Source organism: Janthinobacterium sp. NKUCC06_STL (assembly GCF_019345455.1).
Lineage (GTDB): Bacteria > Pseudomonadota > Gammaproteobacteria > Burkholderiales > Burkholderiaceae_D > Janthinobacterium > Janthinobacterium rivuli.
Genome location: NZ_JAHKQY010000003.1, coordinates 133113 through 150609, shown reverse-complemented (window position 1 = coordinate 150609; position 17497 = coordinate 133113). Strand labels below are relative to the sequence as shown.

At 60.3% G+C, this 17497-nt stretch carries 12 protein-coding genes; 4 read left to right on the top strand and 8 right to left on the bottom strand.

All coding sequences use genetic code 11. The features are described 5' to 3' along the window. Positions 1–37 precede the first annotated feature (37 nt). Together KO539_RS13205 and KO539_RS13200 are read left to right on the top strand one after the other, a co-directional pair. Positions 38–1195, top strand: coding sequence for an iron-containing alcohol dehydrogenase (locus KO539_RS13205; RefSeq protein WP_219310041.1), 1158 nt, complete (start codon positions 38–40; stop codon positions 1193–1195). Between the two features lie 44 nt (positions 1196–1239). Next, positions 1240–2031, top strand: coding sequence for an EAL domain-containing protein (locus KO539_RS13200; protein WP_099403836.1), 792 nt, complete (start codon positions 1240–1242; stop codon positions 2029–2031). 46 nt (positions 2032–2077) lie between these two features. Here the strand turns inward: KO539_RS13200 and KO539_RS13195 are convergent, their stop codons facing one another. The 7 genes from KO539_RS13195 to KO539_RS13165 all read right to left on the bottom strand — a co-directional run bounded on the left by KO539_RS13195 (position 2078) and on the right by KO539_RS13165 (position 10808). After that, positions 2078–4141 carry a D-(-)-3-hydroxybutyrate oligomer hydrolase gene (locus KO539_RS13195; RefSeq protein ID WP_219310039.1) on the bottom strand — a complete coding sequence of 688 codons (2064 nt, stop codon included), beginning with the start codon at positions 4139–4141 and terminating at the stop codon, positions 2078–2080. Between the two features lie 76 nt (positions 4142–4217). Further along, entirely contained in the window at positions 4218–5198 is a 981-nt protein-coding gene (locus KO539_RS13190; protein WP_035823444.1) for a branched-chain amino acid ABC transporter permease, read from the bottom strand. A gap of 31 nt (positions 5199–5229) precedes the next feature. Beyond that, the gene (locus tag KO539_RS13185; RefSeq protein WP_034783850.1) at positions 5230–6114 is read right to left on the bottom strand and encodes a branched-chain amino acid ABC transporter permease; all 885 of its coding nucleotides are present in this window, start codon (positions 6112–6114) and stop codon (positions 5230–5232) included. A 157-nt stretch (positions 6115–6271) separates the two neighbouring features. Continuing rightward, positions 6272–7480 carry an ABC transporter substrate-binding protein gene (locus KO539_RS13180; RefSeq protein ID WP_176387850.1) on the bottom strand — a complete coding sequence of 403 codons (1209 nt, stop codon included), beginning with the start codon at positions 7478–7480 and terminating at the stop codon, positions 6272–6274. A gap of 76 nt (positions 7481–7556) precedes the next feature. Then, the gene (locus KO539_RS13175) at positions 7557–8279 is read right to left on the bottom strand and encodes an ABC transporter ATP-binding protein (protein WP_035823439.1); all 723 of its coding nucleotides are present in this window, start codon (positions 8277–8279) and stop codon (positions 7557–7559) included. Further along, positions 8279–9049: an ABC transporter ATP-binding protein gene (locus tag KO539_RS13170; protein ID WP_035823437.1), complete on the bottom strand. Its 771-nt coding sequence runs from the start codon at positions 9047–9049 to the stop codon at positions 8279–8281. Before KO539_RS13170 ends, KO539_RS13175 begins: the two co-directional genes overlap by 1 nt. A 133-nt stretch (positions 9050–9182) precedes the next feature. After that, entirely contained in the window at positions 9183–10808 is a 1626-nt protein-coding gene (locus KO539_RS13165; RefSeq protein WP_219310037.1) for a GMC family oxidoreductase, read from the bottom strand. A gap of 1470 nt (positions 10809–12278) precedes the next feature. Here KO539_RS13165 and KO539_RS13160 point away from each other — a divergent pair. Next, complete coding sequence (locus tag KO539_RS13160; protein ID WP_257626284.1) at positions 12279–13055, top strand: 5'-methylthioadenosine/adenosylhomocysteine nucleosidase; 777 nt, start codon at positions 12279–12281, stop codon at positions 13053–13055. A gap of 75 nt (positions 13056–13130) precedes the next feature. On the opposite strand, the gene putA is transcribed toward KO539_RS13160, so the two are convergent. Further along, entirely contained in the window at positions 13131–16784 is a 3654-nt protein-coding gene (gene putA / locus KO539_RS13155) for a trifunctional transcriptional regulator/proline dehydrogenase/L-glutamate gamma-semialdehyde dehydrogenase (protein ID WP_219310035.1), read from the bottom strand. Positions 16785–16990: 206 nt separating this feature from the next. Here putA and KO539_RS13150 point away from each other — a divergent pair, with 206 nt between their 5' ends. Then, positions 16991–17446, top strand: coding sequence for an Lrp/AsnC ligand binding domain-containing protein (locus KO539_RS13150; protein ID WP_010393827.1), 456 nt, complete (start codon positions 16991–16993; stop codon positions 17444–17446). The last annotated feature ends 51 nt before the right edge of the window (positions 17447–17497 follow it).

Genomic DNA, 17497 nt, shown 5'->3' with positions numbered 1-17497 from the left:
GTAAGCTTGGCTTCTGTCCTTATCGTCAGGAGTCCGCATGTCCGCCTTCGAGTTCCGCACCGTGCCGCACCTGATCGTCGAAGCGGGCGCCGCCGCCCAGCTGGGCGTACACATCGCCCATCACTTCCCCACCGTGCGCCGCGCCCTGCTCGTCACGGACGCAGGCTTTTTGCGCACGGGCCTGGCGGATGCCTCCCTGCGCAGCTTGCAAGCCGCCGGCATCGAAGTCCACGTGTTTTCCGACGTGCAAGCCGATCCGCCCGAAGCCATCGTGCTGGCCGGCGTGGCCCAGGCGCAGATGTTTCACGTGGAACTGATTATCGGCCTCGGCGGCGGCAGCTCGCTGGATGTGGCCAAGCTGATCGCCGTGCTGGCGCCGGGCCACCAGGAACTGGCGCAACTGTATGGCATCGGCAATGTCCATGGCCAGCGCCTGCCCCTGGTGCAATTGCCGACCACGGCCGGCACGGGCTCGGAAGTGACACACATCGCCATCGTCACCACGGGCGCCACCAGCAAGATGGGCGTGGTCGCGCCGCAACTGTATGCGGACCTGGCCATCCTCGACGCCAGCCTGACCCTGGGCTTGCCGCCCGCCGTGACGGCCGCCACCGGCATCGACGCCATGGTGCATGCGATCGAAGCCTATACGAGCCGCCTGCTGAAAAACCCTTTGTCCGACATGCTGGCCATCCAGGCGCTGTCGCTGCTGTCGAGCAACCTGGTCACCGCCTGCCGCGATGGCAGCAACTTGCCGGCGCGCCAGGCCATGCTGCTCGGTGCCATGCTGGCCGGCCAGGCGTTTGCCAATGCGCCCGTGGCCGCCGTGCACGCGCTCGCCTATCCCATCGGTGGACTGTTTCACGTGCCACATGGCTTGTCGAATGCGCTGGTGTTGCCGCACGTGCTGCGCTTCAATTTGTCCCACGCGACACCCCTGTATGCGCAGCTGGCGGCCATCCTGCAGCCCGGCATCGCGGGCAGCGAGGAAGCACGCGCCGTGGCCCTGATCGATACGATGCAGGAGATAGCCCTGGCCACGGGCATCGCGCGCACCCTGCGCGAGGTCGGCATCGCGGCCAGCGACCTGGACCGGCTGGCCGATGAAGCCATGCTGCAGACGCGTTTACTGGGCAACAATCCCCGTCCCGTCACGCGCAGCGACGCGCGCGCCATCTATGCGGCCGCACTGTGAGCCAGCAAACGGAGCCAGTTCCTCCACCCTGCTACACTGCCGCCATGACGCCTCCCGACATCCCCATTCATCCTGACAGCACCAGCTTTCCGCACGGTGCCTGTGCCGGCTGCCATGACGGCACGCCGCTGCCGTTTGCCTTCGAGTATGCCTATCAGCCCATCGTTGACCTGGCCACGCGCAGCATCTACGCGCACGAGGCGCTGGTGCGCGGCCCCAACGGCGAAAGCGCGGCCAGCGTGCTGGCGCAAGTGAACGACGCCAACCGCTACCGCTTCGACCAGGCGTGCCGCGTCAAGGCCGTGGCCGGCGCCGCCAGGCTGGGCATGCAGGGATTTCTGTCGATCAACTTCCTGCCCAACGCCGTCTACCGTCCCGAAGTGTGCATCCGCAGCACCCTGGAAGCGGCCAGGCTGCATCGCTTCCCTACCGATAAAATCATCTTTGAAGTAACGGAAGGCGAACGGGTGCAAGACCGTCCCCATCTGGTCGAGATCTTCCGCGCCTACCGGCGCTTCGGTTTCCAGACGGCCATCGATGATTTCGGCGCCGGCTATGCGGGTTTGAACTTGCTGGCCGAATACCAGCCCGACATCATCAAGATCGACATGGACCTGGTGCGCGGCATCGATACGCACGCACCGCGCCAGGCTATCGTGCGGGCCATCGCCAGCCTGTGCCGCGAGCTCGGCATCCGCGTGCTCGCCGAAGGCATCGAGACACGCGCCGAGCGCGATTTTCTTTCCGGCTGCGGCATCTCGCTGATGCAGGGCTACTGGTTTTCCAAACCCGTCTTCCAGGGACTGGGCGATATCCCGGATACGGCCTGGGCATAAAAACGGCCACGTGAAACGTGGCCGCAGCGTCCACAGACGCTACAGCCTAGTTGGGTATATCGACGACAGTTCCCGTCACGCCGATGACATTGCCGGGCGCCGGCGTTGCCGCAATCGCCGGCACGTTGACATTCGTGATCAAGGTCGATGCATCGGCACGTGTCACCGTGCGCACCACCTGCGATGGCGGCAAGGCTTGCTTGGCATGCAAGTGCGCATACATGGCATCTAACGCCCGGTTCAGGTACACGTGCAGCGGCACGATGAGGGTCGGCAAGGCGCTGCTGAAGGAATCGAAGTGGTTGGCATTGGTCACCTCGATGTAGCGCAACTGGCTGTTCCCTTCTACGGCAGCGTTCAGCCCGACATAGGCGCGCGAGGCGTGATTGACGGGAATCAGGGTGTCACTGCGGCCGTGCACGATGATGGCCGGCTTGCCATTCAATTTGCCGCTGGCCGCGACCTCGGCCATGCCTGCCCGCACGCGCACGCTTTGCGCAGCCAATGTCCCCTGCAAGTTGGCGCCGCTGACGGTGTCACGCCCCGTCGCCAGGCTGCGCAGGCACAGGAAGCCGTCGAGCGACTGGTCCGCCAGGCTGTTTGACGGCGACACGCCGGCCGTGTACACCCTGGCGCCGCCCACGCTGTTCTCGTACACAACATTACCGAGGATACCGTTTTGCGCGGCAAAGCTGACTGCCTTTTGCGCGGAGGTGAACGCGATCGGATTGCCGCCGCCATCCGTCTGCGCAAACGTGAAACCGCACACTTTATCGGCCACAGAGAATTTCCCGTAGGCATATGCATACGTGACGGCCACGAGGATGTTCGTGCCCGCGTGCGCCGCCTGCAAGGGATCGGAATCGACCAGCCAGCCATACGCGCGCAAGCGCTGCCTGGCGTCCGCCTGCTGCGCCGCCAGGTCGGCGCCGTTCAATAGCCCCTTGGCCACCAGCGCCGTGCAGCGTCCCGCATTGCCCGCCACCGAGGCGATGCACGGCTGATACAAGGCCGCATAGGTGGCGTAGTCGAACAGCGCACGGCCGGGATTGGCGACCGCCGCCCCGCCCTGGCGCACAGTGTAGGCGCTCGACGCCGCCGGCTGGATTTGCGGCTCGCTGACCGCCACGCCGCCGATCAAACCCTTGCTATCCTGTTCCGCCGCCAGCAAGGCCGAGCCAGCGCCGTTGGAAATGCTCGAGGCAATCGTGATGGTGTTCTTTGGCGTCAGCCGCACGACGCGCGCACTGCCATCGCGGGCCAGCACGCCGTAGCGCTCGTTCAACACGTAATACGCCATCTCGACGGCCTGCAAGGTGACCTTGCCCCAGTCCTTTTCCGGATTTTGCTGTGAGTGCGCATGCTTGAAGGCGATGCGGTTCGGATTGCTGCCCACCCAGGCCAGCCGCTCGGCGTCGCTCAAGTCCGGCGCGAAGAGCGCGCTCTTGCTGGCGGCCACCCTGCCCGCGCGCAGGCCGTTCTGCAGGTTGACGCTGTCGTCCTCGAACACGTACAAGCCCGTGCCGGAGCCCTTGTCGGCATACGCCACGGCGCAGCCTTTTTTCAAGCCCCATTCGCCCGAGCTGCCGATGGCGCCGTAGATGCCGCGCGAGCCGCTCGACGTGCCCGTGACGATGCACGCATGGTCGGGATCGAAGCTGGCCGGCACCTGCACCATCAAGGTGACGTTCTTCTTGCCCGAGCCATCGTCGGCATAGGCGATGTATTCGCTGCCCGCGACCAGACCCTCGCCCGTGCCCACGTTCCCGGACGCATCCACGTTCGGTCCGTACAAGGTGCCGTAGCCGCTGTTGGCGGCAATGTCGAGCACGGCCCGGTAATTGGCGTAGATGGCATTGCGGCGCAGTTCGAGCGGCGTCGGCTGTTCCACGTTCGCATACGCGGGAGTTGCTCCCGCCAGCCCCGTCTTGCCCAGGCCAGCCGTGAGTAAGTCGTTCGTCTTGCCGTCGTAGTCGGCGCGCGTGATGGTGCCCAGGTAGCCGGGCATCTGGTTCAATTCTTCCGGCGCATGGTTGCTGCCGCAGGCTGCCAACGCCAGCAGGGTGCACAGGCTTGCGCCAGTGCCTGCGCGCGTGATCGTCATTTGCATGGTGGTTCTCTCCGTTGAGGTAACAGTGGACGCACAATGAAAAACGCCGGACGATCCGTCCGGCGTTGCTTGAAAATCAGACCGCGGCTTTGGCTGGCCTGCCGCCGAAGCGCGCGATGGCTTCGCCGACGATGCCGCGCCGGAACATCAGCACGCAGATGACGAAGATCACGCCGGTCACCATGCCCACCGATTCGCCCAGGGTGCCGAACCACTCGATGCCCGTATGCGTGGCCAGATAGGTACCGACATCGCCCAGCTTGTTTTCCAGCGCGATGATCAAGACGGCGCCGAGGATGGGACCGGACAAGGTGCCCATGCCGCCCACCAGGGTCATCAGCACGACCAGACCCGACATGCCCCAGTACACGTCGGTCAGCGTTTCAAAGCCCAGCACCAGGGTCTTGGTGGCGCCGGCCAGTGCGGCCAAGGAAGCGGACAGCACGATGGCCATCAGTTTGTACTTGTTGACGTCGTAGCCGAGCGAGATGGCGCGCGGCTCGTTTTCCTTGATGGCCTTGAGCACCTGGCCGAACGGCGAGTGGATGGTGCGCACGATCAGGGCGAAGCCGGCAACGAAGATGGCCAGCACGACGTAGTACAGGACGGTGTCGTTGCCCAGGTCTATCGTACCGAGCAAGGTTCCACGTGGAACACCCTGCAAGCCATCCTCGCCGCCCGTGAACGGCAGGCGCAAGGCCAGGAAGTACACCATCTGCGCCAGCGCCAGGGTGATCATCGTAAAGTAGATGCCCTGGCGGCGGATCGCCAGGCCGCCGATCACCAGGCCCAGCAAGGCGCCCGTGGCGACGCCAGCCAGCAAGCCCAGTTCCGTTGGCCAGCCCCAGGTGCGCAGTGCGTAGCCGGTGACATAACCGGCGCCGCCAAAGAAGGCAGCATGGCCAAACGACAGCAAGCCCGTGTAGCCGATCAGCAAGTTGAAAGCGCAGGCAAACAGGGCAAAGCACAGCAACTTCATCAGGAAGACGGGATAGCCGTAAAACGGGGCCGCCAACGCCAGCAGCAAGGCAATGGCGTAGCCTACATTCTTATTCATCGTGGTAGCTCCAATACATGACTGATGAGGATTACTTTTCTTTGCCGAACAGACCGGCGGGACGCAGCAGCAGCACGATGACCATCACCACGAACACCACGGTGGCCGAGCCTTCCGGGTAGAACACGCGGGTCAGGCCCTCGATCACGCCCAGGCCCAGGCCCGTCAGGATGGAACCCATGATGGAACCCATGCCGCCAATCACCACCACGGCGAACACGACGATGATCAGGTTCGAGCCCATCAGCGGCGAGACCTGGATGATCGGTGCGGCCAGCACGCCGGCGAAACCGGCCAGGGCCACGCCGAAGCCGAACGTCAGGGTGACCATCAGCGGCACGTTGATGCCGAACGCTTCCACCAGTTTCGGGTTTTCCGTGCCGGCCCGCAGGTAGGCGCCAAGCTTGGTTTTTTCGATGACGAACCAGGTCGCCAGGCAGACGGTGAGCGAAGCGATCACTACCCAGGCGCGGTAGTTCGGCAAAATCATGAAACCGAGGTCCGTCGCGCCGGCCAGCGCTTCGGGCACGGCATACGGCTGGCCCGAGACGCCATAGAAGGAGCGGAACACGCCTTCCATGATCAGGGTGATGCCGAAGGTCAGCAGCAAGCCATACAGGTGGTCGAGTTTATACAGCCAGCGCAGCATAGTCTTTTCAATCAGGATGCCGACCAGGCCGACGAGGATCGGGGCGATGACCAGCATGGCCCAGTAACTGATGTCGAAATAACTGAGGCCCATCCAGGCCAGGAAGGCGCCCATCATGTACATGGCGCCGTGCGAGAAATTAATAACGTTAAGCAAGCCGAAGATGACGGCCAGACCGAGGGACAACATGGCATAGAACGAGCCGTTGACGAGACCCAGCAGCAGCTGGCTCATCATCGCTTGTATTGGAACGCCGAAAATTTCCATGGCATCACAGTATAAAAAGCACCGCCGGACAGCGGTGTGGTATCAAGGGAAACGCGCCGCCGCAAACGGGTGCGGCGGCGCAAGGCGTACCCTGCGGGCGAAGTGCAGGACGGAGCGCCCGCGCAGCGGCGAGCACTCCGTGGATGTTGCTACAGCATTACTTCCACAGCGAACACTTCGATTCAGCCTTGGTCACATACGCCTGTGCGCCGGGCACGGTGGCGACCACCTTGTAGTAATCCCATGGGTACTTCGACTCGGATGGTTTCTTCACTTCCATCAAATACATATCGTGCACCATGCGGCCATCGGGACGCACTTCGCCATTCTGGGTGAACATGTCGTTGATCTTGGTCTTTTTCAGGTAGGCCATGACCTTCTCGGTGTCATCCGTGCCGATCGCCTTGACTGCTTTCAGGTAATTCGCCGCGGCCGAATAATCGGCCGCCTGCAGCATCGACGGCTCTTTCTTCATCTTGGCAAAATAGCGTTTCGACCAGGCGCGCGTTTCAGGATTCAAGTCCCAGTACCAGCCATCCGTCAGGTACATGCCCTGCGTCAGGTTCAGGCCCAGCGAATGGATGTCATTGATGAAAATCAGCAAGCCGGCCAGTTTCATCGATTTCGTCAGGCCGAACTCGTTGGCCGCCTTGATGCTGTTGATGGCATCGCCGCCGGCATTGGCCAGGCCGAGGATTTGCGGCTTGGACGATTGCGCCTGCAGCAGGAAGGAAGAGAAGTCCGAGGCGCCCAGCGGATGCTTGACGCTGCCCAGCACCTTGCCGCCGGCTGCCTTGACGACCTCGGCCGTGTCTTTTTCCAGCGAGTGGCCGAACGCATAATCTGCCGTCATGAAGTACCAGTTCTTGCCGCCCTGCTTGACGATGGTGCCGCCCGTGCCACGCGCCAGCGCCACCGTGTCGTAGGCGTAATGCACGGTGTAAGGCGTGCACTCTTCATTCGTCAGGCGCGAAGAGCCGGCGCCGATGGCGATGAAGATTTTTTTCTTTTCCGCCGCGACCTTGGCCATGGCCAGGCTGGCGCCGGAATTGGTGCCGCCGATCAGCATGTCGACGCCCTGCTGGTCGAACCATTCGCGCGCTTTCGAGGCGGCGATGTCAGCCTTGTTTTGATGGTCGGCGGAAATGAATTCCACCTTCTTGCCGGCCAATACGACGCCAGCATCGGCGATCGCCATCTTGATGGCTTCCGCGCCGCCGAGGCCGTCGACGTCGGAATACACGCCCGACATGTCGGAAATAAAGCCGATCTTGATGGTGTCGCCCGATACCTGGGCATGCGCGGCGGCGGACAAGCCCAGTGCGCAAAGAGTGGCGGTGGCAATGGCGATAGCGTTACGTTTCATAGTGTCTCCGTTGGGATTATTGTTTGCTATTCAGTCGATTGCTGGACGATGACGAGTACAACAGACTACATGGGGACTACACGCCAAGCAGCTCGGTCAGTACCGGCATCTTGGCCTCCAGTTCGGATGCAGCAAAAGTCTCGACGATCTGACCGTGCTCCATCACATAAAACCGGTCCGCCAGCGGTGCGGCAAACCGGAAATTCTGTTCCACCATGACGATGGTGTAACCCTTCGCTTTCAAGGTGGTGATCATGCGCGCCAGCCCTTGCACGATGACGGGCGCCAGGCCTTCGGAAATTTCATCGAGCAGCAGCAAACGCGCGCCCGTGCGCAGGATGCGCGCCACGGCCAGCATCTGCTGCTCGCCGCCCGACAGGCGCGTGCCCTGGCTGTGGCGGCGTTCCTGCAAGTTCGGGAACATGGCGTAGATTTCCTCCACCGACATGCCCTTCTCGCCGCTGGCCAGGGTCGGCGGCAGCAGCAGGTTTTCCTCGGTCGATAGCGACGAGAAAATGCCGCGCTCTTCGGGACAATACCCGATGCCCAGGTGGGCGATTTTGTGCGTGGCCAAACCTATCGCTTCGACGCCGTTGACCTTGATGGAGCCCGTGCGCGCGCCCGTCAAGCCCATGATGGCGCGCAAGGTGGTGGTGCGGCCGGCGCCATTGCGGCCCAGCAAAGTGACCACTTCGCCCTGCTCCACTTTCAGGTTCACGTCGTGCAGGATGTGCGACTCGCCATACCAGGTGTGCAGCTGTGCGATTTCCAGCGCGGGTGCCTTGTTGCTAACGGTCATCAATGTGCCCCTTCCAGTTCGGCGTGGGTGGTGCCCATGTACGCTTCCATCACTTGCGGATTGCGCGACACTTCCGCGTAACTGCCTTCGGCCAGCATGGCGCCGCGCTGCAGGACAGAAATCTTGTCGCAGATGCCCGAGACCACGCTCATATTGTGTTCCACCATCAAAATCGTGCGGCCAGCCGACACTTTTTTAATCAGCTCGGTCACGCGGTGCACGTCTTCGTGGCCCATGCCCTGCGTCGGTTCGTCGAGCAGCATCATTTCCGGTTCCATCGCCAGGGTGGTGGCAATTTCCAGCGCCCGCTTGCGCCCGTAGGGCATGTCGACCGTAATGGTGTCGGCAAACTCCGTCAGGTCGACCTCGGCCAGCAAGGCCATGGCGCGGTCGTTGAGCTGGTTCAATGCCCGTTCGCTTTGCCAAAAGTGGAACGAGGTACCGAGCTGGCGCTGCAAGCCGATGCGCACATTTTGCAGCACGGAGAGATGCGGGAAGACGGCGGAAATCTGGAAGGAACGGATCACGCCCATGCGCGCGATCTGGGCCGGTTTGGCGGCCGTGATATCTTTCCCATTGAACAGGATCTGTCCGGAAGTGGGGACCAGGAATTTGGTGAGCAAGTTAAAACACGTGGTCTTGCCGGCGCCGTTCGGACCGATCAAGGCGTGGATATGGCCCCGCTCTACCTTCAGGTTCACTTCGCTCACAGCGGTGAAACCCTTGAATTCCTTGGTCAAATTTCTTGTTTCCAAGATTACGTTTGACATCGTGTCTCCTAGTTGTACTTTTTGTACTACTTAGTCATTTTTATAATACACAACTTAAATTTAACGCACAATACAGTATAACTACGGGGATTTTTCGCCAGCCCGAATGGCGCAAACTCGCACGCTTGCCCGGCTATTTCCACGCCGCATGTATCATTTGCGCCGCTTTTTCCGCGATCATCACGGTGGGCGAATTCGTATTACCAGAAGTAATGTACGGCATGATCGAGGCATCGACGACGCGCAAACCCGCCACGCCGATCACGCGCAACTGGCTGTCGACCACGCTCGACGGATCGCTGGTCTGGCCCATGCGGCAAGTACCCACCGGGTGAAAGATGGTGGTGCCGATCTGGCTGGCCGCCTGCGCCAGCTCTTCCTGGCTCTGGAATTGCACGCCGGGCTTGTATTCTTCCGGAGAGAATTGTTTCAGGGCCGGCGCGGCGGCGATGGCGCGCGTCAGCCGCAAGGCATCGGCCGCGACCTTGCGGTCCTGCTCGGTACTCAGGTAATTGGGCACGATCTTCGGCGCCGCGTAGCTGTCGGCCGACGCGATATGGACGTGGCCGCGCGAAGTGGGACGCAGATTGCAGACGCTGGCCGTAAACGCGGGAAACGCGTGCAAGGGTTCGCCGAATTTGTCGAGCGACAGCGGTTGCACGTGATATTGCAGGTTCGGCGTGGCTTGCAGCGGATCGGACTTGGCGAACGCCCCCAGCTGCGACGGCGCCATCGACATGGGCCCGCTCTGGAACAGCGCATATTGCAAACCGATCTGCATCTTGCCCAGCATATTGCCCGCCATGATGTTCAGGGTTTTCACGCCCTGCACCTTGTATACCATGCGCAGCTGCAGATGGTCCTGCAAATTGCCGCCCACGCCGGCGGCATCGACCACGGGAACAATCCCATGCTGCTGCAGCAAGGCGGCCGGGCCGACGCCGGACAGTTGCAGCAATTGCGGCGAACCGATGGCCCCCGCCGTCAGCAGGGTTTCCCGTTTGGCCGTCGCCTGCCATTGCGTGCCGCCGCCCGTAAACACGATACCCGTGCAACGCGGTCCCGACTCCGAAGCTTCAATCAATAAACGTTCCACGTGGCAGCCCGTCATGATGGTCAGATTCGAGCGGCGCGATGCCGGTTTCAAAAACGCTTTCGAGGTATTCCAGCGGATGCCGCGGCGCTGGTTGACGTCGAAATACGCGCTGCCGCTGTTGTCGCCGCCATTGAAATCGCTGGTTTTCGGAATGCCGACCTGCTGCGCCGCATCGCGGAAGGCGTTCAAAATATCCCACGACAGCCGCTGTTTTTCCACGCGCCACTCACCACCGACGCCATGGTTTTCCGAGGCGCCGCCGTAGTAATCCTCGCTTTGCTTAAAGAGCGGCAAGACCTTGTCCCAGCGCCAGGAAGCGTCGTCCGTCAAGTCGGCCCAGTGGTCGTAATCGCCGGCCTGGCCGCGCATATAGATCATGCCGTTGATGGAAGAGCTGCCACCCAGGACTTTTCCGCGTGGATAGATCAGGCTGCGCCCGCCCAGTCCCGCGTCCGCCTGGGTGGAATACAGCCAGTCCGTGCGGGGATTGCCGATGCAATGCAGATAGCCGACGGGGATGTGGATCCACACGTAATCGTCCTTGCCGCCCGCTTCCACGAGTAAAACGTCGGCATCCTTGTCGCGCGTGAGCCGGTTGGCCAGCACGCAACCTGCCGTGCCGCCGCCCACGATGATGTAGTCGTATTCGCCTGCCGATTCCAATGAAGCTCCTTTCGGTATGCCATCAAGCTGTCGCGCGGCGTGTCTCCCCGCCGCGTTCCGCTACCAGAGTCTGTCTTTCTTCATGCATGCATGGCTGCTGAGCCGCCTTGAGATTACCACCAGTGCCGGGCCAGGGCGACATTAATCGTTGCCACGGATACGGACAAGCGTCACGGCCAGGTAAAAAGAGCACAAAACAAGGGGCTGCAAGCTGTGGATAACCGTATGGATATCCACAGGGACGATATGTGTGTAAACGAAAAATTTTTTCAGCGGCTTTTTTTTGTCCAGAAACCGTCCCAGGCAGATACAACGCTTACTCAGCGCTTATCCGCACGCCAAGCGATTGTTTACAAGGATAAATCAGCACTTATCCACAGAAGATGCACCCGTTAACTACTATTACTATTCTTGTATACGATCTTGTTAAGGTAAACCCGACAACGCACGCTTTGCCTGCCCTGCCCCTTCGGGAAGGTTCGCAAGCCTGTCTTCAAAAAAAAAAAGCCGACGAGCTACTTTGGCTGACAAAAAAAAATCGCGCCAACAACTGAGCGACGAAAACCGGCACGGCCGGCATCACGGGCACTGCACTGCCAAACCGTTTTGCAAAATGGAAACGTCAACCGACCTGGACAGGCACAGTGCCAGCAAGCGCTTCGATGTCGAAAAGAAGGGGAATTTACAACGATTGTGGATAAGTCACTTGATATCCACAGGATGACTTGTGAGTAAGCACGAAGTTATGCGCAGGCCCGCATTTTATACAATTTTGCTCCTCGCCTGATACAGCGATTATGCACGCTTTATTTTGCGCGTAAACGATTGATCCTGTTGAAAAAAAGCGACTTATCCACAGAAAAAAACGCGTTTACTATTACTACTATTTTTATATATGGATCTATTGTAAACCGACAAAAAAAGCGGAAGTCCGGGGATATTTCCAAAAAGCATGCAAAACCGTCAAAAAAAAAGCCAACGGCAACTTCACGAGCCACTGCCAAACCGTCTTCCAGGAATCACCTTGATGCCGGCCTCGGTGAAAGAACAACGCTCGTGGCCGCTGACTGTTGATTGCCAGACCTGGGTCCATGCTGACGAAGCACGTCAAACATGCCACGACAGCAAGAAAATCCGCGACTTTTGCTTGCAGGTGTGGATAAGTGCCTGCATATCCACAGGATGAGATGTGGGAAAAGTCGATCTTTGTCCACAAGCCGATTTTTATCCCAAACAAGTCCTGCGTAGATACAATGCTTGTGCGCCTACTTTTTTGTGCGCTAAGTTGATGATTTTTCGATGGTATACCGACTTATCCACAAAAAAATGGCCGTTTACTATCACTACTATTTTTATGTATACATCTTTATTTAAAACACAGAGACAAACGCGAACGGTGGAAAAGTCGCCGAAACGGCTGTTTTCACCATGTAAACCGTTTTGCAATCCCCAAAACCTGTAAAAAACAGCATGAATTCACACAAAAATATGCGTTTAGGCATCATCAGTGCCTTGCACGAAGAACAGCAGGGGCTGGTAGAAGCCATGCAAGGCCCCCAGAGGCGTTCGCACGGCATGCGCGACTACACCCTGGGGACCCTGTGGAATATCGACGCTGTGTGCGTCCTGTCGCGTCTGGGCAAGGTTGCCGCTGCCATGACAGCTTCTATCCTTGTGGAAAAGTACGGAGTTACCCACATCGTCTTCACCGGCGTGGCCGGTAGTGGGGATAAACGCGTGAAAGTCGGCGATATCGTGGTGGCTGAAGCGCTACTGCAGCACGATATGGACGCTCGCCCTTTGTTTCCCCGCTTCGAAGTGCCGCTGACGGGCTTGCAGCGCTTTGCCACCGACCTGGAACTGAGCACGCAACTGGCTGGCGCTGCGGAAGATTTCCTGCGTGACGATGTGTCCAGCGTGCTCAAGGCGGCCGATATTGCGCAATTCGGTCTGCAACATGCGCAAGTGCACCGCGGCCTGATCGCCAGCGGCGACCAGTTCATCAGCAGCGCCGCTCATGTGAACCAGCTCAAAGCTGATATCCCCGACCTGCTGGCCGTCGAAATGGAAGGCGCCGCCGTGGCGCAAGTGTGTTTTGAACTGGGCGTGCCGTTTACGGTCATGCGCACCATTTCCGACAACGCCAACGAAGAGGCGGCCGTCGACTTCATGCGTTTCGTGCAAACCGTCGCTTCGCCGTATGCATTGACGGTGATTCAGCAATTGTGCCACCGCCTGGCTGGCTGATTTTTCATCTAGCGTGCATAAAAAAAGGGCAGAACCATTGGTTCTGCCCTTTTGCGTTGACTGCCTGCTTACATGTTAGACACTGAGCATCATCAAACTGGCGTTACCGCCGGCTGCCGTCGTATTCACGCACAGCGCCCGCTCAGCGACCAGGCGCCACAGGGGGATGGCAGCCTCCTGCGTGGTGGCGATGGTGCCCACCAGGGCCCCTTCCCGTGCCGCCAGCAGCGGTTTGAGTTGCGCATCGAGGCTAGGCTCGATCATGGCGATCTGGAAATCATGCTTGACCGACTCCAGGCTGCTGACGACCTGGATGCGATCTTTCAGCGCCGCCGGCAAGTCGCCTGGGATCAGATCCGGCGTTTGCGCCAGTACCAGGGCCTGGTTACCCGTGGCCAGCACGGCTGCCAGCTGGTTCATCAAGGTGCCGGACGTGGCGGCAGCGCACAGTATCGTGCCGCGCGCGGCAAAGCTCAGGGTATTGCGCTCGCCTGTCGGGCCTGGCAAGACGGTGGTGCTGCCCAGCAAGGTCGTGCGCGCATAGTCCTGCGCCAGTTGCTCGACCTTGTCGTGGCCGTGCATCTTGGCCCACACGGTCAGCGCATCGAGGGCCGGCGGCGCCTGGCGCTGGTGCTGCGTGCCGGCCGGTGCATTGCGCTGCAGGCGTTTCAGGTACAGGGGACCGCCCGCCTTGGGGCCGGTTCCCGATTTGCCTTCGCCGCCGAACGGCTGCACGCCGACGACGGCGCCGACGATGTTGCGGTTCACATAAATATTGCCCACGTGTGCGCGCTTGGTAATGAAATCGATGGTTTCATCGATGCGCGTATGGATGCCCAGGGTCAGGCCGTAACCGCTGTCGTTGATCGATTGCACCAGTTGCGGCAGTTCGGACCGCTTGTAGCGGATCACGTGCAGCACGGGGCCGAAGACTTCCTGCGTCAATTGCGCCAGCGACTTGATTTCCAGCACGGTCGGGGCGACAAACGTGCCTTTGACGGTCGGCAAATCGAGCGAATAATGGTCGATGGCCATGGTTTTCATTTTGTTGATGTGCGCCAGCAAGTTACTTTGCGCTTCCGCATCGATGACGGGACCGATATCGGTCGCCAGACGGTCAGGATTACCGACGCGCAATTCCTGCATGGCGCCCTTGAGCATGTGGATGGTCTTGTCGGCGATTTCCGTTTGCAGGAACAGCACGCGCAAGGCCGAGCAGCGCTGGCCGGCGCTGTCGAAAGCGGACGACATCACGTCCTGCACCACTTGTTCCGGCAAGGCGGACGAATCGACGATCAGGGCATTCTGGCCGCCCGTCTCCGCGATCAGCGGAATGTCGATGCCTTCGGCCACGGCGCGCGCGGACAAGTTGCGGTTGATCAATTGCGCCACTTCCGTCGAGCCCGTGAAAATCACGCCTTTTACGCGCGTGTCATTGCACAGGCCGGCGCCAACGACCTCGCCGCTGCCGGGAAGGAATTGCAGCGCGCCGCGCGGCACGCCGGCCGCATGCAGCAATTGCACGGCGCGGTGGGCGATCAGCGGCGTTTGCTCGGCCGGCTTGGCCAGCACCACGTTGCCGGCGGCCAGGGCGGCGGCCAGCTGGCCCGTGAAGATGGCCAGCGGGAAGTTCCACGGACTGATGCAGGTGACGGGACCGAGCGCCAGGGTGTTCGGCGCGTGTTCCACCTGCGCCGCGTAGTAGCGCAGGAAGTCGACGGCTTCGCGGATTTCCGCGATCGCGTTCGGCAGGGACTTGCCCGCTTCGCGCACGGCCAGGGCCATCAGCTCGATGTGATGCTCTTCAAACAGGTCGGCCGCGCGCAACAAGGCTTGTGCGCGGATCGACGGTTCCGTCGTTTGCCAATCCATGGCGTAAGCGCTGGCGCTGGCCAGGGCCGTTTCCACGTCGGCCGGACCGGCTTCCATGACCTTGCCCACGACATCGTCGTGCTGGGCCGGGTTGTGCAGCATGTGCGTGGGGCCATTCAGGCTGACGGCGCCATCGATCAGCGGCGCCGCCTGCCATGTCTGCTGCTGCGCAAGGCCGGTGGCCAGGGTGCGCAAGGTGTCTTCATTAGACAGGTCCAGGCCGGCCGAGTTCTTGCGTTCATTGCCAAACATGTCCAGCGGCAGCGGAATCGACGGGTGCGGCAAGCCGCCCTGCAGGCGCGCCTGCTCGAGGGGATCGCGGATCAGGCTATCGATGGCCACGCTTTCGTCGACGATCTGGTTGACGAATGACGAGTTGGCGCCGTTTTCCAGCAGGCGGCGCACCAGGTAGGCCAGCAGGGTTTCATGCGAGCCGACAGGGGCGTAGATACGGCACGGCTTGTCGAGGTTATCGCGTCCGACGACCTGGTCGTACAAGGTCTCGCCCATGCCGTGCAGACACTGGAATTCGTAGTCGGTAATGCCGTCGCGTTTCGCCCAGGTATAAATGGTCGACAGGGTTTGCGCGTTGTGCGTGGCAAATTGTGGGTAGATATCCTTGCTGGCGGCCAGCAGTTTTTGCGCGCACACGAGGTAAGAAACGTCCGTGTAAACCTTGCGCGTGTAGACGGGATAGCCTTCCTGGCCATCGACTTGCGCGCGTTTGACTTCCGCATCCCAATACGCGCCTTTTACCAGGCGCACCATGAACTTGCGGCCGCTGCGGCGCGCCAGGTCGATCAGGTAATCGATGGCGTACGGGCAGCGCTTCTGATACGCCTGCACCACGTAGCCGATGCCTTCGAAGCCGGCCAACTCTGCATCAAAGGCCAGTGCTTCCATCAGGTCGAGCGACAGTTCCAGGCGGTCCGTTTCTTCCGCATCGATGTTGAAGCCGATGTTGTACTGTTTGGCCAGCAACAGCAGCGCTTTGACTTTCGGCAGCAATTCTTCCATGACACGGGCGCGCTGGGCACGGCTGTAGCGCGCGTGCAGGGCCGACAGTTTCACGGAAATGCCGGGGCCGTTCTTGATGCCGCGGCCGTTCGAGGCCTTGCCGATGGCGTGGATCGCCGTTTCGTACGAGGCGTAGTAATTGGCCGCGTCCTGCTGCGTCAGGGCCGCCTCGCCCAGCATGTCGTACGAGTAACGGTAGCCGCGCGTTTCATTCTCGCGGCTGTTCTTCAGCGCTTCTTCGATGGTCTGGCCCGTTACAAACTGGTTGCCCAGCATGCGCATGGCCAGATCGACACCCTTGCGTATCAGCGGTTCGCCGCCTTTGGCGATGAGCTTGGTCATGGCCGAACCGAGGCCCGATTCGCTGCTGGTACTGACCAGTTTGCCCGTGATCAGCAAGCCCCAGGTGGCCGCGTTGACGAACAGCGACGGCGATTCGCCCAGGTGTTTTTTCCAGTCACCCTTGCTGATTTTGTCGGCGATCAGGCGATCGGCCGTTTGACTGTCGGGTATACGCAACAGCGCTTCAGCCAGACACATCAATGCAACACCTTCTTCCGACGACAGCGAGAACTCGTGCATCAGTGCATCGACGCCGGAGGCGCGTGTGCGTTTTTGGCGCACGTTCGAGACCAGACGGTGCGCCAGCGCTTGCCCTTCGGCCGTCGTTTCGGTGCTGCTGGGGCGCACTTGTTGCAACAGCCACTGCACGGCGGAAACCTCATCGCGCCTATAGGCGGCGGTGATGGCGGCGCGTTGTGGTGTCGCTTCGGGCAGGATTTCTGCCTGGAACGCAGCAAAAGGAATCGGGGTAAAAGCCGAGGGGCCTGCAGGGTGCATAAGTGCTCTTTACAAGGAAAAGGGGACGAAAACTGACGTAATTCTTGCTCTTTTTTGGTGCAAAAAAATACAGAAAGTCGGACGTTAAGATGATTCGATTGTAAAGGGGATTCTTATGGATTAATTCTGGTAATACAGGGGACTAGCAATAGATAGTTTTTGATGCGACAATTTAACCAAATAATATTAATTTGGGGGTGATGGTAATGCTGGACAAGATCAGTAAGAAAATCTTGATGGAATTGCAGAGCGATGGACGCATCAGCAATGTGGAGCTGGCCGCGCGCGTGAACTTGTCGCCGGCGGCCTGCCTGGAGCGCGTGCGCAAGCTGCACGAATCCGGTTACATCATGGGCTATACGGCCCAGTTGAACCCGCAGCTGCTCGACGTGTCGCTGCTGGTGTTCATCGAAGTGGTGCTCGATCGCACGACACCGGAAGTGTTCGACGCCTTCAAGCATAGCGTACAAATCATTCCAGAGGTACTGGAATGTCATATGGTCGCTGGCGGTTTCGATTACCTGGTCAAGGCGCGCGTCAAGGATATGGCCGCCTACCGCGAATTCCTGGGCAAGACCTTGTTGCAGAAAGGTGTGCGGGAAACCCACACTTATGCCGTCATGGAAGAGGTCAAAAACACCACCAAATTGCCAATTAAGTGACCCTGGTGTAGTGGTCCCGTTTTTCTGATTGAGCTATCGGAACAAATGTTG